15 protein-coding genes and 1 pseudogene are annotated in these 21,354 nt (G+C 41.8%); 10 read left to right on the top strand and 6 right to left on the bottom strand.

Annotated features, from left to right (window positions below):
* The first annotated feature begins 521 nt into the window (after window positions 1-521).
* The gene (locus RM368_RS34350; RefSeq protein WP_322698201.1) at window positions 522-1,403 is read left to right on the top strand and encodes a DUF1186 domain-containing protein; all 882 of its coding nucleotides are present in this window, start codon (window positions 522-524) and stop codon (window positions 1,401-1,403) included.
* 67 nt (window positions 1,404-1,470) lie between these two features.
* On the opposite strand, the gene RM368_RS34345 is transcribed toward RM368_RS34350, so the two are convergent.
* Window positions 1,471-1,920 (bottom strand): hypothetical protein, encoded by a 450-nt coding sequence (locus tag RM368_RS34345; protein ID WP_322698200.1) that lies wholly within the window; start codon window positions 1,918-1,920, stop codon window positions 1,471-1,473.
* A gap of 269 nt (window positions 1,921-2,189) precedes the next feature.
* The gene (locus RM368_RS34340; RefSeq protein WP_322698199.1) at window positions 2,190-2,429 is read right to left on the bottom strand and encodes a hypothetical protein; all 240 of its coding nucleotides are present in this window, start codon (window positions 2,427-2,429) and stop codon (window positions 2,190-2,192) included.
* A 143-nt stretch (window positions 2,430-2,572) separates the two neighbouring features.
* Between RM368_RS34340 and RM368_RS34335 the strand changes: the two genes are divergently transcribed.
* Window positions 2,573-5,632: an ExeM/NucH family extracellular endonuclease gene (locus RM368_RS34335; protein WP_322698198.1), complete on the top strand. Its 3,060-nt coding sequence runs from the start codon at window positions 2,573-2,575 to the stop codon at window positions 5,630-5,632.
* Between the two features lie 221 nt (window positions 5,633-5,853).
* Here RM368_RS34335 and RM368_RS34330 read toward each other — a convergent pair whose 3' ends face one another.
* Both RM368_RS34330 and RM368_RS34325 read right to left on the bottom strand, forming a co-directional pair.
* On the bottom strand, window positions 5,854-10,122 hold the full coding sequence (locus RM368_RS34330; RefSeq protein ID WP_322698197.1) for a strawberry notch-like NTP hydrolase domain-containing protein: 4,269 nt from the start codon (window positions 10,120-10,122) through the stop codon (window positions 5,854-5,856).
* Window positions 10,123-10,267: 145 nt separating this feature from the next.
* Complete coding sequence (locus tag RM368_RS34325; protein ID WP_322698196.1) at window positions 10,268-10,708, bottom strand: hypothetical protein; 441 nt, start codon at window positions 10,706-10,708, stop codon at window positions 10,268-10,270.
* Window positions 10,709-11,084: 376 nt separating this feature from the next.
* Here RM368_RS34325 and RM368_RS34320 point away from each other — a divergent pair, with 376 nt between their 5' ends.
* Both RM368_RS34320 and RM368_RS34315 read left to right on the top strand, forming a co-directional pair.
* Window positions 11,085-12,035 carry an RNA polymerase sigma factor, RpoD/SigA family gene (locus RM368_RS34320; protein WP_322698195.1) on the top strand — a complete coding sequence of 317 codons (951 nt, stop codon included), beginning with the start codon at window positions 11,085-11,087 and terminating at the stop codon, window positions 12,033-12,035.
* A gap of 412 nt (window positions 12,036-12,447) precedes the next feature.
* Window positions 12,448-12,699, top strand: coding sequence for a hypothetical protein (locus RM368_RS34315; RefSeq protein ID WP_322698194.1), 252 nt, complete (start codon window positions 12,448-12,450; stop codon window positions 12,697-12,699).
* A gap of 85 nt (window positions 12,700-12,784) precedes the next feature.
* Here RM368_RS34315 and RM368_RS34310 read toward each other — a convergent pair whose 3' ends face one another.
* Window positions 12,785-13,210, bottom strand: coding sequence for a GFA family protein (locus tag RM368_RS34310; protein WP_322698193.1), 426 nt, complete (start codon window positions 13,208-13,210; stop codon window positions 12,785-12,787).
* A 304-nt stretch (window positions 13,211-13,514) separates the two neighbouring features.
* Here RM368_RS34310 and RM368_RS34305 point away from each other — a divergent pair, with 304 nt between their 5' ends.
* The 5 genes and pseudogenes from RM368_RS34305 to RM368_RS34285 all read left to right on the top strand — a co-directional run bounded on the left by RM368_RS34305 (window position 13,515) and on the right by RM368_RS34285 (window position 19,874).
* Window positions 13,515-14,780, top strand: a complete 1,266-nt coding sequence (locus RM368_RS34305) for an AIPR family protein (protein ID WP_322698192.1) — start codon at window positions 13,515-13,517, stop codon at window positions 14,778-14,780.
* Window positions 14,781-15,128: 348 nt separating this feature from the next.
* Entirely contained in the window at window positions 15,129-16,079 is a 951-nt protein-coding gene (locus RM368_RS34300) for an RpoD/SigA family RNA polymerase sigma factor (protein ID WP_322698191.1), read from the top strand.
* A 1,041-nt stretch (window positions 16,080-17,120) separates the two neighbouring features.
* Window positions 17,121-17,759: a TenA family transcriptional regulator gene (locus RM368_RS34295; protein ID WP_322698190.1), complete on the top strand. Its 639-nt coding sequence runs from the start codon at window positions 17,121-17,123 to the stop codon at window positions 17,757-17,759.
* A 152-nt stretch (window positions 17,760-17,911) separates the two neighbouring features.
* Window positions 17,912-18,478, top strand: coding sequence for an HAD family hydrolase (locus tag RM368_RS34290; protein ID WP_322698189.1), 567 nt, complete (start codon window positions 17,912-17,914; stop codon window positions 18,476-18,478).
* Window positions 18,479-18,641: 163 nt separating this feature from the next.
* A pseudogene (locus RM368_RS34285) lies at window positions 18,642-19,874 on the top strand (ISAzo13 family transposase).
* A gap of 357 nt (window positions 19,875-20,231) precedes the next feature.
* Here the strand turns inward: RM368_RS34285 and RM368_RS34280 are convergent.
* Window positions 20,232-20,729 carry a GNAT family N-acetyltransferase gene (locus RM368_RS34280; protein WP_322698188.1) on the bottom strand — a complete coding sequence of 166 codons (498 nt, stop codon included), beginning with the start codon at window positions 20,727-20,729 and terminating at the stop codon, window positions 20,232-20,234.
* Between the two features lie 140 nt (window positions 20,730-20,869).
* Here RM368_RS34280 and RM368_RS34275 point away from each other — a divergent pair.
* Window positions 20,870-21,354 (top strand): TetR/AcrR family transcriptional regulator (locus RM368_RS34275; protein WP_322698187.1); only part of this gene is annotated, 485 nt, incomplete at its 3' end.

Here is a 21,354-nt window from a genome sequence, read left to right as displayed (position 1 = left end):
TTTTTCTTTTAGTCCTTTTATTTAGAATACCCGGAAAGTGACAGAAGAGGGATATCAGCTTGGTTAAACAAACAAAAAACTAAAATACTCTTGTATAACGACGAATTGGGTCTGCGCCAAGTTAATCTTTTTGGCTATTTAAGTCAGGAAAATTGAGTCAGCAATTGAATTATTTGATGTATAGTTTAAGTCCGTCCTGGTTATTAAATAGCCTCAAGTTGTATGTCCAGTCCTAGTTCCGACATGGTTCGCGTTTACCTGCAAGAGATTGACTGTTACTAGGGTGTTGACCGCAGACCAAGAAATTGCTTATGACAGGCAGGTACAGCAGATGATGGCAATTGAACAAAGAAAAAATGAACTCGCCCAACAACTAGAATGAGAACCAACTATTACTATACCTTTCCTGTATTCTGGCGACTGACGCATGTATTCTGTTTTGATAAAATTAATAAATTACAGTACACAGTTTGATAAACTACTTTAAATTAATTAGTAGTAATAGTGCTAATCTTGGTCAGATGCAAATAGAAGAAATTTTAGCCCAACTAGAAAATAACACTAAGGAATTTCCTCGTTTAGCGTTAGAAAAAGCCATTGAGGAGCGAGAAACGATTACATCTATATTAATAGAAATTTTAGACAAACTGAGTAACAATTTAGAAGAGCTACTAGAAAAATCAGACTATATTTTACATATCCATGCTTTATATTTACTGGCACAATTTAGGGAAGTAGCAGCATATCCTACAATTATCAAGTTTTTTTCAGTTCCTGGGGATGTGGCATTAGATGTAACTGGAGATATAGTAACTGAAGATTTATGCAGAATACTTGCTTCCGTTAGTGGTTCAAATATTGAGCCGATAAAGCAACTTATAGAAAATCCAGAAGCCAATGAATATGTAAGGGGTGCTGCATTAGAAGCATTATTGGTTTTAATAGCTCAAGAAGTCATTACTAGAGAACAGGTGATACAATATTATGCCAAGCTGTTTTCTACTTTAGATAAAGAAGATTATTATATCCAAACTACTTTAGTAACCAATAGCGCACAGCTTTGTGCAGTCGAACTGCAAGAACAAATAGATCGGGCATTTGAAGAAGAATTGGTTGATTTGTTTTTTATTGACCAAGAAGATGTAAGCACTTATCTAGTAGTAGAGAGAGAAGAAGCTTTAAATAGACTACGTAACAATACAAAGTATTCTTTTATTAAAAATATAATCTTAGAAATGGAGAGTTGGAGTTGTTTGCAACCACAAGAGAGAGAGCCATCATATAATATTTTTATTCCAGAAGGATTTAGCCTTGGAACATTTGAAAAATCTAAAAATAAAGCTAGGGATAAGAAAAAAATGCAAAAGCAATCTCGGAGAAAAAATCGTTCCAGAAAGAAATGAGTCATCAATCTTAGCAAAAATTTTTGAACTTCACTAATAAAGATAAAAAACTTAGAATCTTTTGGAATTATTTTTCTTCGTTAGGATACCAACCTGCCGGAATGACTTCAAAATTCCAAACATCTTTGAAGACGTATATGCGTCCGATCATTTCCGATGGGGAAAGCAAATTTTTGTCGCCTGACTTCCAATCTTTTTTATCAACTGTTCCCATGACTACATAGTTATTACCTACAATTTGAGGATTTGTTTGGACAAAAGTAGCAGCCATCAATGGCTCAATTTCCTGTTTTTTAGCAATAATTAAGTCGCAGCTTGGGCAATATTTACACTGTTTATTTAGTAAAAATAGCTGTTTAGGTTCAATGTGGATTACCAAAGGGAACTTGCGTAACTTAGTTTTAGTATCGCATTTGGGACATTTAGTGAACGCACAATCACTATAAGGATTCAGAAAAAAGCGATGCCGCTTTTTAATTGTTTTATCTGGCTTTTTATTAACGCTATTTTTAACCATGCTACGATGAAAGCTCGATTAACTATATTTGGTTTTGTAACATAGGTTAACTATAACAAGCGTGAAGAATTAACACTTACTCCTAACTAAAAATAGTGAGGTAGGTTGAGCTATTGCTAGATATTAGATGGTTGCTAGCTAAAGTTACCAACAGAACAGAAGGAGCGATATTAGTCTTCTGAACATAGCCGGACACAGATGCTTCAATCACATTATCGTGCAACTTGGTTGCGGTAAGGTATTTTCAGCTTACCGCAAATTCACACTAACTACTTGATTTCCCAACCATCAAACAGATTAGGCTGATCTATTCCGTACTGCCCCTGCACCAGCCGTCTCAGTTCTGCCACCGAGTTAGCCGACTTCATCAGAACCAGGACTGATATCACGTGGAGAGATAACCTTTCCTTTGTTTCTTTCGACAGCATTTGATGTATTTTGTACTTTCTCCTCCCGTTAGGCAAAATTGGATTAACGATATCGAGCTTGGCTTTTTCTTCTGGAGTCATCCAGCTGTAGACAAACTCCCAATAGTATTTACCATTTTGTATGTGCCTCTTATTAGCAAAAGTATTGTTTAAACCAGAGATATAAATCCCTTAATAATACCGTGATATTTGTACTGAAATTTGCAGCTTTTATGGAGATTTCAATGGCATTATTTTTCTCGGAATATATTGAAGGCAGCAGCAACAATAAAGCCCTGGAGATATACAACAGCACAGGTTCAGCAATCGATTTAACTGCTGGAAATTATGTGGTTCAGTTTTACTTCAATGGCAGCAGTAGTCCCACCAATTTTAGCCTGACAGGTACAGTGGCAGCTGGAGATGTGTTTGTCTTTGCCTCAAGTAATGCCAATTCAACCATTCTTGCCCAGGCTGATCAAACAAGTGCTGCTGCTTTCTATAACGGAGATGATGCGATTGTGCTACGCCAGGGTGGTGCAAGTGGGACGATCCTTGATTCAATTGGTCAGATTGGCGTTGACCCCGGCACTGAATGGGGAACTGGTTTGACCAGCACAGCAGACAATACCTTGCGCCGCAAAAGTAATATCACTAGTGGCGATGCCAATCCCAACGATGGGTTTGATCCAAGTGTGCAGTGGGACGGCTTTGCTACTGATACCTTTGACGGATTAGGAAGCTATACTGCTGCTCCAGGAACAGGAGCCGGAGTAATTATCGTTCAATCTGGCAACAGTACCGATGTGAATGAGCAGGGTGAAACAACTGATACCTACACGATCGCTCTCACGACTATACCAACGGGTGGAGTAAATCTAGCGATCGCCGCAGATGGCGAAACTCAATTGAGTACTGATGGAACAAACTTTTTTAACTCCGTCACTTTAAGCTTGACGGATACTAACCCCAAGACGATTACCGTTAGAGCAGTAAACGACTTGGATGTAGAAGGATCTCCTCATACAGGAGTAATTACGCATTCGATCGCCAGCAGTGCTGACCCGGCATACTCTAACACACTCACACCGATTCCTAACCTCAACGTCAATATAATTGACAATGATGTTGCTCTCAGAGAGGTTTATGAAATTCAGGGGAGTGGTGCAGACAGTCCGCTTGTTGGGCAGACGGTGACAATTGAAGCAGTTGTGGTTGGCGACTTTCAAGGCAGCAGTCGCTTGAATGGATTTTTTGTGCAGGAGGCAGTTGGAGATGGTAATGCCGCAACCTCAGACGGTATTTTTATCTTTGCGCCTAACAGCATAGACGTGAGTGTAGGTCAAACGGTACGCCTGACTGGAACAGTTGGAGAAAACTTTACTCAAACTCAACTCAGCAACATTAGTGGACTGAGCGTGGTGGGTTCAGAAGCGATCGCCCCTATAGCTGTTGACCTGCCCTTGGCTGCAACTACAGACTTGGAACGCTATGAGGGAATGTTAGTCACCTTTCCCGAAACCTTGACGGTCACTGAAAACTTTAATCTCGGTCGATTTGGTGAGGTGTTGCTGTCTTCAGAGGGACGGTTGTTTAACCCCACAAACTTCATTGACCCGACGGATATTCCGACTACTGAAACCGAGAACGACGAAAACAATGTTGCCGCAGTGACAGCACAGCAGAACGCAAACAACCTGCGCCAGATTTTACTTGACGATGGCAGCAATACCCAAAATCCCGCTACAGTTCCCTTTTTGAATGAGGATGGCACATTGCGCGTGGGTAGCACAGTTACATCTCTTACAGGTGTGCTGGGCTTCGGGTTTGGCAGCTACCGACTGCAACCTACTGCAACACCCAATTTTGTCGATTCTAATCCCCGGACGGCTGCACCCGAACAGGTGGGCGGTAACGTTAAGGTTGCGAGCTTTAACGTGCTGAACTACTTCAATGGCGACGGCATGGGTGGTGGCTTCCCGACTTCGCGGGGAGCGGACAATGTAACAGAGTTTGAGCGGCAAAGTGCTAAGATTGTCAGCGCGATCTCAGCCCTGGATGCCGATGTAGTGGGTCTGATTGAAGTTGAGAATGATGGCGATGGTGCTGAGTCGGCGATCGCAGAACTGGTAGATCGGCTAAATACATTTTTAGGCGCAGAAATCTATGACTATATTCGCGATCCTGCTACAGGGGTAGGAACTGACGAAATAAAAGTCGCCTTCATCTACAAGCCAGGAATAGTAACCCCAGTTGGTGCTTCCCTCAGCGATCCTGACGCTGTTTACAATCGCCAACCCGTCGCTCAAACCTTTCTACTCAACTCCAACGGCGAAACTTTTACCCCTGTGATTAACCATTTCAAGTCAAAAAGTGGTACGGGCACAGGTGCAGACGCAGACCAGGGTGATGGACAAGGAGCTTTTAACTTCACGCGGGTTCAGCAGGCAGAAGCCTTGCTTGGCTTTGTTAAGGAGTTGAAGACGACTACAGGCGATAGCGATGTATTAGTCCTTGGAGATTTAAATGCCTATGGCGAAGAAGATCCGATTGATGTGTTGCGAAATGGTGGATTAATAGATGAACTCGGCAGATATATCGAAAACCCCTACTCCTTTGTCTTTGATGGGCAATCTGGACGATTGGATCATGCCCTAAGCACTTCCACCCTCAGTGCCCAGGTGACGGGAGCTACCGAATGGCATATCAACGCTGACGAACCCCTAATTCTAGATTACAACCAAGAATTTAACCCCCCTGGACTGTATGAGCCAACGCCCTATCGCTCCTCAGATCACGATCCTGTGCTAATAGGTGCCCAATTAGCGAGTAACCTGAGCGTATTTAACGGCAGCAACGGCAAAGATACACTCAATGGCACTTCTGGCAGCGACGAACTCAATGGACGCAATGACACCGACATCCTCAATGGTGGCAATGGTAACGATACTCTCAACGGTGATAATGGCAACGACATTTTGCTGGGTCAAGTCAGCAACGACATCCTTAACGGTGGCAATGGCGATGACCTGCTCAATGGCGGTCAAGGAAAGGATACACTGCTTGGCGCTAATGGCAACGATCGCTTTGTGTTAGTAGCAGGCGCAGGCTCAGATACGATTCAGGACTTCAAGGACGGCGCAGATTTGATTGCTCTATCAGGTGGTCTAACTTTCGGTCAACTGACGATCGCGGGAAATGCCAACAACACCCTAATCCGCGTTACAGAAACCAACGAGCTACTGGCGACCCTAAACGGCGTTCAAACAAACGTAGTTACAGCGATCGATTTCGTTGCAGCCTAATTCAAGTTACACAGGGGCGGGTAACATCCGCCCTTTTTTGGAAACACAGAAAAATTACAGCCCCTTATTTTCCAATATGGTTCAGTTAAGGCTGAAAGTCGTGTAAATTAAGCATTGCCCCAAGAATGAAAATGAAGCTGTAGTGCATCTGTTACTACCTTTTTAATTTAATAGGGCACAAAAATAAGCTGATGTATCTAATAAATACATCAGCTTTTGACTTATCCCAAGATTTCAATCACAGCCGCGAGAATAGCTGGGGCTTTGTCTGAAACCGGAATGAACACCCGCTTTTTCCAGTTGATGATCTCAGTGAAACAGCCAACAGCTAAGAGTCGCTCTGCCAGTGAGATAGCATTAACCAGTTCTATGCGAGGTTCTGTGGCAATATAAGAACGCCGTAAAGTAACGCCACCCGGTAACTGCTGGGAATAGCCTTCGTTTAGCACTAAAGAGACTAACTCTTGTGGGCTTAACAGCTTGCTCTTAAGTCCGAGTTGTTCAGCCACAGATTGAATATCTACTGCACTGACCACCCGACCCAGAATTTTCTCGCCATCGCTGGTCTGCAACCGATATACTCGATTGTTCTTCTGGGGTAGCATTTTCCAGATTGGCAGCAATATCCCAGTCACAAGGTGAATATAATCAGTAGTGAATCTGGGCAATTGGTCAACTTCCTTCGACCAAGCTGCAACAAAGGCATCAGCCGAAACCTGCTTCCAAGTGGACGATTCCAACTTATCGACAGGGACACGCGTTTCTTTCTGTGGACGAACGAGTAGAACTCTTGGAATCACCCCGCCTTGGTCATCAAAGAAGCTGTGCGTAGGAATGCTCACAGCCGCATTACCAGATTTCTCATTGCTCATGAGTTGCCCTTGATACTTAACAACAAACTCAAGCATTTCATCAGCCGTTTTGATGTTGTTCTTTTGGACACGCTCAATCTTTAAGTAATTGGTCAAGCTACCAGTTTGAGGATGAGTATAAACTGATTCACAGCTTTCGATACTAAATAGACTTGCCCGAAGTGTTTCTACTCCAACTTCAAACACACCATTTGCGATCGCAGTCTCGATTTGTTGACTTAATAGCAACTCGAAACGCTCGAAAATCGTATTTTGCATCCCGATTGTCAAAGCCAGCAGGCGATTGAGGAACTGTCGCAAGGGTGGGAGGTCTATCTTCATTCCACCTTCAGTGGAAGTGAGCGAGAGTCCTGTCATCTGTTCAAACTTCCCCAGAGGAACTTGATAAAATCGACCTTGAAAAATCTGCTTAAACAACTCGTATAAAGCATATTCAGCATAGTTCGATTCTAGATTGTCTTTGGCATCAAACATACCGTTACCGCCAGTTTGCCTCTGACCACGGGTGAGTGCGCCCAAGCTGTCCAGCCGTCTAGCAATCGTGCTGATGAATCGGCGTTCACCGCGCACGTTAGTAGTCACAGGACGGAAGACTGGTGCAGAAGCTTGGTTGGTACGGTGAGTGCGCCCAACGCCTTGAATTGCGTTGTCAGCACGCCAACCAGCTTCGAGTAAATAGTGCGATCGCCTTCTACGATTTACAGCATTTAAGTCAGCATGATAACTTCTGCCTGTACCACCTGCATCACTGAAGATGAGTATTTGCTTATCTCCCGCCATGAATGCGTTAGTCTCAGCAATATTGGCACCACTACCCCGTGAATCCACAAACAAGCGTCCGGCTTCGTCTTTCAATACTCGTTTGCTCCGTCCAGTAACTTCAGCTACTTGCTTGTTACCGAAATGCCACAGCAGTTGTTCTAATGCACCAGGAATTGGATCAAGGCTGGCGAGTTTGTCTACTAAGGCATCTCTCAAAGCCACAGCTTCAGATGAAACAATCGGTGAACCATCGGCATCAAAGGCTGGTTCGGAGCGTTCGTCTCCATCAACGCCTGAGTGAATGGAATGCAGATGTACCGGAAAGGCACTTACTAAGTAGTCAAGAACATACTCCCGTGGTGTTAAATCAAGGTTCAAATCCTGCCATTCTTCGGGCGCAACTTCATTGAGTCGGCGTTTGAGTAATTCTTCATTGGTGGAAACTATTTGAATTACAACAGCATTGCCTTGGGCTAAATCATTCTCAATTGCTTTAATTAACTGTGGGCATTTCATGCTAGTTAATAAATGATTGAAGAATCTTTGCTTATGCGATTCAAACTGAGACATGGCAGACATTTTGGCAGCACGATTGTATGTTTTCGCACCAGTGATGTTGCAGGCTTCTAAAGCTTTATGCAAGTTATTATGGATAATTTGAAAAGCGTCTGCATAACTGTCATAGATACGTTCTTGAGTAGGAGTGAGTTCGATTTCTAACATCTCATACTCCACACCATCGAAGGAAAGCGATCGCGCCAGATACAGTCCCAAAGCCTTGAGATCCCTGGCGACCACTTCCATCGCTGCAATACCACCGCCCTCAATGGATTCCACAAAATCCTCACGGGAGGTAAACGGAAAGTCGCCCGTCTGCCAAAGTCCCAGACGATTGGCGTATGAGAGATTTGAGACTTTAGTTGCACCAGTTGCAGAAACATAGATAACCCGTGCTGATGGCAGTGCGTTTTGCAACCGCAGCCCAACAATACCTTGCTGGGATGCTGCAACCATACCAAGTTTGCCCTCTTGTGCCATTGCATTGCCCATGCTGTGGCACTCGTCGAAAGCGATCGCTCCCTCAAAGTCCTTGCCTGCCCACTCAACGATTTGCTTAAGCCGACTTTTGCCGTTCTTTTGAGAGCGCAGAGTCGAGTAAGTGCAGAACAGAATGCCTTGGGTGAAAGGGATGGGGTCGCCAAGTTTGATGTTGCTCAGGTCGATAATGTCTTTTTCACTACCTTCGAGCGCACACCAGTCTCTACGGGCATCCTCAATTAGGGCAGAACTCTTTGATACCCAGATTGCTTTTCTTCGTTCCTGACACCAGTTGTCGAGGATGATTCCTGCACATTGTCTACCCTTACCCGCTCCCGTCCCATCGCCAAGAAACCAGCCACGCCGAAATTTTACGGCATTTTCTTCGCCAGTTGCCGCTACAGTCACATTATCCCATGAATCATCCACAATATAAGACCCAGAAAGAAATTCACCGTGCGCCTGACCTGCGTAAATAACGCTTTCAAGTTGTGCTTCAGATAACAATCCTTGTGAGACAATGTTTCGCGGGAGATGCGGTTTGTAAGTGGGTGGTGGTGGCGAGACAAGCGCTAGGGCTGCACTTTCGCAAAGCAGCGAGGGATGAGGTAAAGCATCTTTAATTCTGATTCGTTGTGGGCGATAGGTTTCATATAAAGTATCTTTGAGTCCTTCTGTAGCAGACCATTCGACGACTTCGTATTCCAGAATAACCACATCTGGAATTGAAGAAAGTGTTTCTGCTTGAGCTACCACAGAGCGTTTTGGCAATTGAACAACAATTGCCTTCGCCGCAGTAGCTTTGATATCTGAGCGTTCCCACGAAGATCGCTGTGGCAATTGCTGAATCAGTGCCAGTATTTCAGGCAGATTTAAAGTTTCAGTAATGCAAGGTATTTCGCTGGAGTCAGCCGGAACTTTGTCGATCACTGTAATCCGAGTGTCAATCTGTGTACCATGTTTTGAGTACACCTTGCCGTTAACTCCAACAGACAGTAGAACTCGTGCTTTCGAGTGCCACTTAACAAAAGTCTCTCGCCAAGTAGGATTATTGGGAGAGAACCAATTGGCTGTAACTGTTATTAGTCGTCCACCATCAACCAGTCTTTGCAATGCCGAGTTGATGTGGCTCTTAGTTGCGTCGGGGTTGCGACTGTTGATTTTGGGAGATGCAGAGAAAGGTGGATTCATCAGCACAACTGAGGGCTGAGTTTGCCCTGCCAGATAGTCGTTAATTTGTTCCGCGTTTACTGAGAATAATGGTGTGCCAGGGAACAGCCGACGCAGAATCTTACTTCTATCGGGTGCAAGCTCGTTGAGCATCAGACTTGCACTGTGCAATTTAGCCATTTGTGCCAATAGGCCAGTTCCGGCACTTGGCTCCAGCACCAAATCAGTAGCTTGTATAAATCCTGCTTTGGCTACCAGATAAGTAAGCGGCAGAGGGGTGGAGAATTGCTGAAGCTGTACTGATTCTTCACTACGGCGAGTATGCGTCGGGCAGAGGGCTGTTAATTCTTCTAATTGTTGCACAACCACTTGAGGTTGTTGTGATAAAATCTTAATTCCCAGATGACGCAGATATAATATTTGCGCCACTTCAATAGCTTCGTAAGCGTCTTTCCACTGCCACACACCGGACGCAGCAGTGCCTAGAAAGTAACGATTCATCTGGGAAGAAACAGTTTTTGTAGAGAGAGGGCGATTATCTGTTAAAACTTTTGCAAGCTCTTGGGCAACATTAATAACTGACTGCCCATAATCGATTACTGTTTGCAAATCGAATAAAGAACCTTGAGTGAAAAGTTGCTGTACCATTGCATCACTCACAATATTATTTTTTCACTTTTGCTATGGCGAAGCCTTTCTCTTATTAATAAATGAGGCAATTACTTGCCTCATTTGAACTTTTAAACTTTCAAACATTTATTCTTCAACGATCAGCCGAGGGTTAAAAAACGAATTAGCCAGCTTTACGCGGTCTGCCTGGCTTGCGCTTGCCTGAAGAATTTACATCAGTCTTTTTAGTTTTTGGCGACTTGTTGGCAGGATTGTTAGCTTTGTTTGAACGAGTAGTACGTTTTGGTTGTGATGAAATTTCTTTAACTGGAGGCAGTAATCTTAATATAGGGAATGAGATAATAACTGCTTCGTTACTGGTACGATGAACAATTTCATTCTCTAACGTCCAAGGATCTGGCAATTTTTCAAAAGTACGAGCTTGTGTTGTGATTACTTCTGATACTGATGGGATTGTAGAAGTGGCTATATTTAGATTGCTAACCGAAACCACATTATTAGTGTAAGCAGCCGATACAAATAGTCCGTTAATGAACTGGAACATAACGAGACTAACAAATGCCCAAAAGATAGCTACGATTGCCAAGGTGAGTAGAGATTGCATATCCATGATTATTCCTCAACTAAGTAATTGTATTTTTCAATTGATTTACGCAAAGCGTTCTTAAGCCTTGTCCAAATGTGAAGCGAATTTGAACATATCCTCTCTTCAAGAGAGGACTTCACTCTAAATTGAGCGTAGCTTATCTTTGATTTAACTCCAGCAAAGTTCTTCGTCATTTTAAAGTTTATTTATAATAAAAACCAAACTTTAGTATTTACCTATTTGAAGATTTCAAGTATTATATTTATAAAAACTTTTGACAAAGATAAATATTGGGTGAAGTTTATGGTTAAGATTTGATTTGTTAGCTAATTCTTGAGATAAGACATTCTATTCAAACGAAAAAGAAAAGTAGTCGCTACAATTAATTGAAAGTATGCCCAGTCCAACTACCGACTTAGTGCGCTCCTACCTCAAAGAAATCGGACGCTACCCTCTGCTAACTCCTGAGCAAGAAATTACAAATGCTAGGCTTGTACAGCAGATGATGGCGATTGAGCAGCAACGGCAAGCGATTGCACTTCAACTAAACCGAGAACCAACTGCAAGAGAATTAGCTACCTCACTTGGGCAAAGCGAAGCTGAAGTGGAGTTAATTCTTCATCAAGGTCAAAAAGCTAAAGAGAAAATGGTGACAGCTAACCTACGATTGGTGGTAGCGATCGCTAAAAAGTACCAGAATCACAATTTAGATTTTCTCGACTTGCTCCAAGAAGGGGCACTAGGTTTACAAAAGGGAATCGAAAAGTTTGATCCCAACCGAGGCTATAAACTATCAACCTACGTTTACTGGTGGATTAAGCAGTCAATAACACGTGCTGTAGCAGATAAGTCTCGCACTATTCGTTTACCAATCCATATCAACGAAAAGTTAAACAAAATCAGGAGAATACAGCAGCAACTATCTCAATCTTTGGGCCGGACTCCGGTTGTAGCAGAAATAGCCGAATCGTTGAATCTATTGCCAAGCCAAATAAGAGATTACCTTCAGGTTTCCAAGTCTCCAGTTTCATTAGAAATGAGAGTGGGAGATGAGGGTGAAAGTGAACTAGTCGATATTTTACCGATGGATAGCATTTCTCTAGATGAGCAAATAGCTCAGGAGCTTTTACACCAAGACTTGAGCAAGTTGCTGGCATTGCTTAAGCCAAGACAACGAGAAGTATTGACTCTACGTTTTGGATTGTCAGATAATCAGCAACTGACTTTGAGTCAAGTTGCAAAACGCCTAAATCAAAGTCTGGAAACAATTCGTAAAACTGAACATCTTGCTCTGAAAATTTTACGCTCTCATCAAAACAAGATTAAAGACTATCTTCTTAATTAGGACTAAAGGTTGTTTGACTCTAGTTTCATTTATATAAGTCGAACTCACTACTCCAAAGATGGGAGCAACGCGATTTTGTGAGGTGCTGAAACCTGGGACGTATATAGCTTGTTTCAGGATGTGATTGCAACTAAAAAACCAGGTTTTGTTGAGAATATAGGGGTGTAATTGAGAACCAAACCCCGATCTCACTTTTTCGCGTTGCTCCCCCAAAGATTGAGAACAAACCGCCACTACTGGTAAAGATGCCTTTAATTGCCTCTGTCTGGTTGCAATCGCGTACCTGCCATGAATTGGTGGCATCGCCTCTGCTTAATCCCCGGCGAAAAACCTCACTGTTTCAATCAAATGAAGCATGAATATATTGATACTAGAAACTATCCTTATAAATAGAACACCGAAGAAAGAACCGATGCCCAGCAAAACTATTGAAGTCCGAGAGTACACTGTCAGAGCGCACAAGCGGGAAATTCACACTCGCGTTTTCAACTTCGTATGTGTAAAGTGTGAACAGCCCACACAACGAGAAACCTTTGGTGTGCGACCACTCTACTGTGAGCAATGCCGTCCGCCACAAGCACCTAAGCAATCGAAATTAGTCCCTATAGGCAAGAGGAAACCCAGAGCTATGAACTATAAAAGCGGGAAGGATATCGCTGGGTGATTTGTTGTCTCTTGGGTGAGTAAAGCAGTGCGCTCATTCGCCCAACCTAACTCAAACTGGTAAAAAGTAACTCTAATGTTTAGGGTCATTCAGGAGATGCAAACTGTGCAAAGACCTCGGCCCCTGTCAGGTTTTTAGTTTCATTGGCAAAACAGTAATATTGGGGCTTTTCATCAATGAATACCTGATGATCGAAAACAAGACCTTCAGAACTATCGAATAGTCCAACAGGCATGAAATACTGGTTACTTTGTTTCAATTTGTAAAAGAGATGGCTACCACACTGCTTACAGAATCCACGTTCTGCCCATTCTGAAGATTGATAAACTCCGATATTTTCTTCACCAGAGAAGCTAACATCACTTTCACAGTCAACGACTAACAAAGGCCCTCCGCCCCAATTGCGGCAGATACTACAATGACACGCTCCCACACTTTTACTCATGCTAGTTGTAGAAAGACTTACTGCTCCACATAGGCAACTACCTTTTGCAATGCTTACGTTAGACATATTATTTTCTCTGACTCCACGCAGGCGCTCCAATTACTCACATTTTCCCCTATTTCATACTGGAAATGCCAAGAATATTAAGTAGTTCGCTTTCATGACTTTGCTCTTTTAAAGGTAAAAGCAAAGTTACGAAACAACTTTTACAATTTATTCTCTAGAAAGCTTGCCCAGAGACTATTTATAAAGTAAATCTTTAGAGAACAAGACGACGCAACATAATTCTGTACTTGGCATTAGCGAGAAACGGGATATCAGATACAGGTTTTGGTTAACATAGAAATTCCCCTGACATTGCAAATATTGTATGCCCAAGACTTGGAACATCAAGATAGATAACTATATTCAAGCCAACCCCAATTGCATCATCGCCACTGCTCATGTAGATTCGTTTCCGATAGACCTGCCGCTAGAACCGAACATTCGCGAACCGAACCGCAAAAGCGCGACCTACAGACAAATGTTCGATTCACTGACAACCGAACCCGAAAAATTCTTCTCCCGTCACAGTGGAATTGTTTTATTAGCCAATAAAGTTAAGCCCAACAGAAATAAAACCTCACTCGAACTAGAAATTTTAGAAGCTAACGAGGGGGGTAGTGATGGCATTATCAACGGAGGGCATACAGTTTTAGCTTTTGAGCAAGCAAAAAATTACAAATATGACCTAACCGAAGCCAGAGTAAAAGTTACGATTCACATTGGACTGACTGAAGAATCAGCCAAAGATATAGCCCTAGCAAGTAATACTACAACGCCAGTAGATTCTCGCTCCAAAGTCAACGCCAGGGGTGATTACAAATTCATCAAGCAGTATTTAGCCCAGTTAGAACTCAAAGATGATAGAAAATTCCGCATTGCCTATTACCAAAACCAAAGCGGCGCTCCCAGAAATGCCCAGTGTAATGTCACCCATTTGCTCAAGCTCCTTTACTGCCTCGACAGAAATAAATACAATCCTGACGGCAATAAACGAACCAAGCACCCAGCAGGGATGAGTCTTCCAAGTAACATCACAGATGCAGAAAGGGAAAGGTTAACTGCCTTACTGCCTCTCTTGACTCATGCTTTGTGGATAGAGCAAAGGCTCTATGAAATAATCCAAGAACATATCAGCAACCCCAGAAGAAAGGGTGCTAACGACCTAGCATCAATTGATATACGTAAAACTACATTGTTGCCTGACAGCAAGTATTCATTCGGGTTTGGTGCGCCAACTGACCTGGCACTACCGATAATTGCGTCTTATCGGGTATTTCTGGATAAAGACTATAAATGGATTCTGCCGTTTAACGAATTCGCTGAAGATTTCCTGCAACACTTGTGGAATAACTACTTCCGCAAATACTTGGTGTCGGAGAAAACAGCCGGAAATACAGTCGGTACAAAAATCAGTCGGAACCAGGAGATTTGGGAAAGTCTGTATATTTCGGCGCAGAGTTATCTAAATCAGCACTTGGTTAAAATGGTTAATTCTAGTAAGCAAGAATCAGAATCTCATGTGACACAAGGTGCAAACAAGAGGGCAAAAGGGAAAAGGGGTGAACTCAACGCGACTACTGTCCCTAAATAGTTTTTACCGAACAGGGCATGGGGTATAGGGGAAAGATTTTTACCCCCCATACCCTACTTGACTTTTCCAGTTAAGTCAGGAATTTTCAAAATAGCTTGAATAATGCCAACTAATTAATTCTCAACAACTTAAGTTTAATGACAAGACCATTCATAGGTAGAACTTTGGGATGGAGCTATAGTAAGCGCTTACTGAATGCCGTTATGGATGATTGCGTTCTAAATTGAATTCAACTATTGCAATCTCAGGTCTCAGGTTAATATTTTTGGCTGTTTAAATCAGGAAAATTAATTCAGCGATTTGATTTATACTTTTAAATTCGTCTAAATATCAAAAAAGTTTTGTCGTATGTCCAGCCTGAGTCCAGACATGGTTCGTATCTATTTGCAAGAGATTGGTCGTTACCCAATGCTAACCGCAGACCAAGAAATTGCTTATGGCAGGCAGGTACAGCAAATCATGGCAATAGAGCAAAGAAAAAATGAACTCACCCAACAACTAGATCGTGAGCCAACAATGGTCGAATTAGCTGTTGATATTGAAAAAAGTGAACTGGAAATAGCTCAAATACAAAAGCTTGGGCAACGAGCCAAACAAAAAATGGTGACAGCAAACTTGCGTCTGGTGGTTTCGATTGCCAAAAAATATACTAATCGCAATCTGGAATTCCTAGATTTGCTGCAAGAAGGGGCAATAGGTTTACAAAGGGGTGTGGAAAAATTTGACCCCAATCGCGGCTATAAGCTTTCCACCTACGTATACTGGTGGATTACGCAGTCAATCACACGGGCAATTGCAGAGAAATCCCGTACTGTACGCTTGCCAATTCATATCACCGAACAACTCAATAAAATCAAGAAAGTACAGCGAGAATTATTTCAGACACTGGGTCGTCCAGCCAGTGTTATAGAAATTGCTGAAACTTTAGACTTACAACCAAGTCAGATTAGGGATTTCCTCAGCAGTTCAAAGCAGCCAATTTCTCTAGATGTAAAGATTGGAGATAACCAAGACACAGAACTTAGCCAACTTTTACCAGATGAGGGCATATCTCCAGACGAACATATCACCAAAGAACTTTTACGCCAAGACATAAATAGTTTATTAGAATCACTCAAACCGACACAACGTGAAGTATTAATTTTGCGTTTTGGGTTAGAGAACGATCAAGAACTAACTTTAGCTCAAATTGGAGAGAAATTGAATGTCAGTAGAGAACGAGTTCGCCAAATTCAGCAGCAAGCAATCACTGTTTTACGTCGTCAAAAAACTGAAATTCAACAGTATTTAGTTTCCTGAGAAATATTTATTGATGAATTTTAAGGACTAATTAGTGAAAAAAGGCTGGGGGTAGGGTTACAGGTTTGGGTGTAGTGAGAGATAGAAAGTCTTACTACACCCCACACCTTTTGATTTTTTCAGATCCTGTGAAAATTCAGATTAAACAAGAGGCTCAATATTTTTGAAAGGTTCAATTAAATATCTACGTCCACCGCCTCTATAAGGTACTGGGGTACTGGGAGTATTAGATTTGGTAATTTCTAAAAATAACTGTTGTATTTTATAAGTAGGATACAGGGACTGGAATAATTTATTTATCTGTATTTGGTCATTAAGACTTAGCAAAGGTGAACAGGAAAGTACCAACTAAAGTATAGGTTGTAAAAGGCATAGTTAATAGCTCTATTTATAGGAATCATATTTTATTTTTGAACAAAATTAGGTATTGTAGGGTGTGTTAGAACGCAGTTCGTAACGTAACGCACCAAACCCTTGATGATGGTGCCGTACTCTCGCAGCTACACACCCCACGTATCTTTTCAGAAATCAAATACTAGTCCTATATCTCTATCAACTAATACTTAATCTTTTTAAATTATCCGGTAATTTATCTAAATATAATGGAAGAAATATTTTATTTTGGGATTTAATATTGCAATATAAATTTGTTTGAATACAATTATTATATAAATTTTTCAAAAAAGGACTAATGAAAAAAGTCATGAATTAGACCATGACTTTTGGCACAAATAAATGACCGATTTAGCCAGTTACTAGGGATTGATGAACTCTGGACAGTTCTCACCATCCGATCCAACATGGATATATGCCACAGACTAACAAATTGCCGCCGTACTCAACCCTTTGATAGTTAGAGCAACCGACGATGCAGGCTGCTGGTCTAAAAACTTGTTCGTCAAACTCGAAATCGAAACCGAAATCCTCCGAGTAGTATGTATGAATCGTGCTAGATGTCACCTCAGTAGGAGGTAGAATCGTTAGGATCTTAGCAATCTGTTCCTCTCCATTCCATCTCCCCGAAATACCTATTGAGCCAAAATGACTATTACCTGCAAACTTCTTTTACAAAATCATGCTCAAGATTGGCAAGAAGCAACTGTGCATCCCTTTCTAAAACAGTGTCAATTAGGTATAATTCAACCCCAGCAATTCAATACATGGTTGATGCAAGATTATCTGTTTGTTGTGGAATTTACGCGGATGGTAGGGCGAGTATTAGCCAGCGCACCTCCAGAACATTTTGATGTGATACTTGGAGGACTGGCAGTTCTAAAAGACGAACTCAATTGGTTTCAAGAAAAAGCTACCCAACGACAACTGGATCTTAATATAAAAAAACAACCAACCTGTAGAGAATATTGTGAATATATGCATAGTCTTGCAGACAAGCCTTATCCTGTGCAAGCAACTGCATTTTGGGCTATTGAATTAGCCTATAATCAAGGTTGGCAACTACCAGGTAAGATGCCTGCACCTTACGATGAATTTGCACAAAGATGGGGAAATACTGATTTTACAAAATATGTAAAACTTTTGTCACAGCAAGCTGATGAAGTTTTAGAAACGGCACAGGAAGATATTCAAAAACAAGCTGAAGAATCTTTTTTAATGGTGGCAAAATTTGAACATAATTTTTGGCAGATGGCTTTTCATACAGCACAGCATGAATCAAAATAGTTTTCAATGGGCTGGACACGAACGCTCACGGGAGACACGGCAACACCGTTGCCGTCTTTTGCAAGTGGTATTAGATTTAAGATGGGGAAATATACTTCTTGGAAAATCAGAAAATTTGGCATCGAACTAACAAATTAAATTCGCAATCTCAAATGCCGGCGATATTTCTAGATAAAGATGGCACTTTAATTGAAAATGTACCAAACAATGTTGATCCGCAATTAATCGAAATGAAAATCGGTGCTATTGAAGGATTACAAATACTTAGCAAAGCTGGATATAAATTAATTGTGATTACTAACCAGTCGGGAGTAGCACGGGATTATTTCCCAGAATCTGCCTTGGTGGGAGTGGAAGCGCGATTGAATGAAATATTAGAAAAAGCGGATCTATCGCTAGATGGGTTCTACTACTGTCCCCATCATCCAAATGGTGTAATATCTGAGTATGCAATTGCTTGCGAATGCCGTAAACCAAAACCAGGCTTGATTTTACGTGCAGCTAGCGAACAAAATATAGATTTAGCAAATTCTTGGTTTATTGGTGATAATCTCAGTGATGTAGAAGCTGGACATAGTGCAGGGTGTAAAACGATTTTGATAGCTCAGGGTAATCAGTCTCAGCCCCAAATGTCTCGTTTAGGAATTGCTGACTATATTTTGGTTAATCTTTCAATAGCAGCACAGGTGATATGTAAGCATTCAGTATCTAATTTTTAAGATTTCTGGCATAAAGGGACTTCCAGAAAATAAACTATTCCATTAACAAGAATGATAATCATTTTGAAGGGGAATGAAGGGGCTGCCGTCGGCAGCCCCTTCATTCCCCTTTTGTAGTAATTTGAATAATGATGCTTGTTTTTGAGTGTGGTAACTGATGGACATAGTATTAACTGATTCTCTAAAAAAGTTGTTGATTGAAACTGTATCTGGATTAAAAGGTGCAGCAAAGCGCTTTCTTTATGGCACAGACAGTTCAGGGCTTAGGTTTAGGAGGGCAAAGGCTTGCACAATCAGAATTAGGATGGAATCGAGACACAATTCGCAAAGGAACAAGAGAATTAAAAAGCGGTATTACTTGTGTTGATAACATGAGTGGCAAAGGGCGTTATAAAGCAGAAGAACACTTGCCAAATCTTTTAGAAGACATAAAAAATTTAGTTGACTTCCATAGTCAAACTGATCCAAGTTTTAAAAGTCAAAGACTATATACTAGACTCAGTGCAGTCGAAGTCAGAAAGCAATTAATCGAAAAGTATGGTTACAGTGACGAAAAGTTACATACATCAGAAACAATTCGCGTCAAATTAAATAATTTAGGTTATAAGCTCAGAAGGGTAAAGAAAGTTCAACCTCAAAAAAAATCCCACAAACTGACGCAATCTTTGAGCAATTAGACATAGTTAATATTGAGGCTTCGGAAGATAAGAGTGTTTTACGTCTAAGTATGGACGGAAAAGCCCGCGTTAAGATTGGCTCATTTGATCGAGGGGGTAAAAGCCGGGATGGAGCGAAAGCTGATGACCATGATTATAATCCAAAAACAACTGTAACTCCTTATGGTATCTTTCTTCCAGAGCTTGATGAGCTATTTTTGTACTTTACAGAATCGAAAGTTACAAGCGATTTTATTGTTGATATTTTAGAAGATTTTTGGTTAGAACAAAAGCATCGTTTTTCCGATATTCAAACCCTACTTCTCAATCAAGATAACGGGCCACAGAATAGCTCACGGCGTACTCAATTTATGAAACGTATAGTAGAGTTTGCCCAAAAACATCAAGTAAATATACGTTTAGCTTACTATCCGCCCTATCATAGTAAATATAATCCAATAGAAAGGACGTGGGCAGTACTAGAAAATCACTGGAATGGTAGCATTTTAGATGAACTAGAAACGGCTCTAAATTTTGCCAGCACTATGACATGGAACGGGAAACATCCAGTCGTTAAGTTAGTACACAAAACTTATGAGAATGGGGTCAAGCTTACAAAAAAAGCTATGGCTCAAATTGAAAAACAGATTGAGCGGCTAACCGATTCTACTCATGAAGTTTTCCCAAATTTAGGTAATTGGTTTATTGATATTTGTTGTAGTAAAACAAAAGTTATTTGATTTTAATAACAGCATTTATTTAGCTACAAAACATACTAATTTTACACTGTTTAACTTCAAAGCAGACGACAAGTGTATAGATTCTTCATGCATAGATGAGGGGGAGAAAAGGGGTTGCCGAGGGCAACCCCTTTTCTCCCCCCTTAAAATGATTATCATTCTTGAGAAAACCTGTCTCTTGTTTTTCTTGGAATAATTTATTCTTTGGAAGTCCCAAAGTTATAGAAATTGCTGGAACAGGAAACTTAGAAAAATTTAGTGCTATCAAACGTCGTTAAATTGCCCACGTGCGTAGGCGTAGCCCGCCATAGGCATCGCTCTCCTCTAACAATGACAGCAGTCACATCAAGCAAGCACTTACTGGTGCTGAACGGACAGCGCCTTGCGGTAAACGATTTTGTCAGCGCCCGCTTGATAGAAGTCACGTATCCGTGCTTCTTCTTCATAACCGCACTTGCGGTAGAACGTTCGCGTGCGCTCGAAGTCCGGCGTAGCTGATGTTTCCACCAGTAGTATGCGCCCACCGCGTCTGATCAATGTTTGCTCAACGTAGCGTAGCAGGGTCGCACCACGTCCAAGTCCTTGTCTGTCAGGTTGGATAGCAATCAACTGTAGATTCCACGTCCCATCGGTCATTCGTTCCATTTCACAGTAAGCGACCCCGATCGCTCCATTGTCATCGTCGGTAATCCAAAAGCGTTTGCCGTCTCGCAGAGAATCACTGTCGCTGCTACCACCGAAGTAATCGGACAGTATTTCACCAAGCTCCTCAAGTTGGTTTGGTTCAAACAGTCCGGTTGCGTCGGCTAAAGCAATCAGCGCAGTCGTGTCATCGGGTATGGTCGGTCGAATCATCGCAAACTCCGTGTGCGTGTAAAACAGGTTAGCCTCTGGAGGAAATATCACAACAGTTGTTATGTCGCTTTAAAACATAACAACTGTTGTGATAAAATGTCAAGATGCTTGTTTCATGTTGCTGTAAACCGAGGAGAGCTATGAGTTATGACGATCGCCGTATTGAAGTCGCTAAAGCGGCATGGCGGGTGATTGTCCGTGAAGGATTGGATCGCGCTAGTATGCGGGCGATAGCGCAAGAGCTTGGCTCTTCGACCGGGGTTGTTACCCATTACTTTCGAGATAAAGAAGAACTCACCCTATTTGCCCTAGAACAGGTGTTTGAAAACGTCTTGGAGGACATGAAAACCTGTGCCGAGGGACGGCAAGGAATTGACAGACTAGCACAGATGATTTTTGTGGCTCTACCTCTGGGGGACAATGACAAAGCTGATTGGAAGGTTTGGACGGCATTTTTGGGCTATTCTATCGGGCGCGAACGCCTCGTCCAGGAACACCGAAAACGCTATGACTTCTTACGGCAAATTATTTGTCAAGAGTTAGCTGACTTACAGAAAGCCAAAGTGATTCGAGCCGATCTTAATTTAACCCTCGAAGCCAATGCACTCATTGCCCTAGTGGATGG

Source organism: Nostoc sp. DedSLP03 (assembly GCF_034530815.1).
In the GTDB taxonomy this organism is placed as follows: Bacteria; Cyanobacteriota; Cyanobacteriia; order Cyanobacteriales; family Nostocaceae; genus Nostoc.
This window is presented reverse-complemented; position numbering and strand designations above follow the sequence as displayed.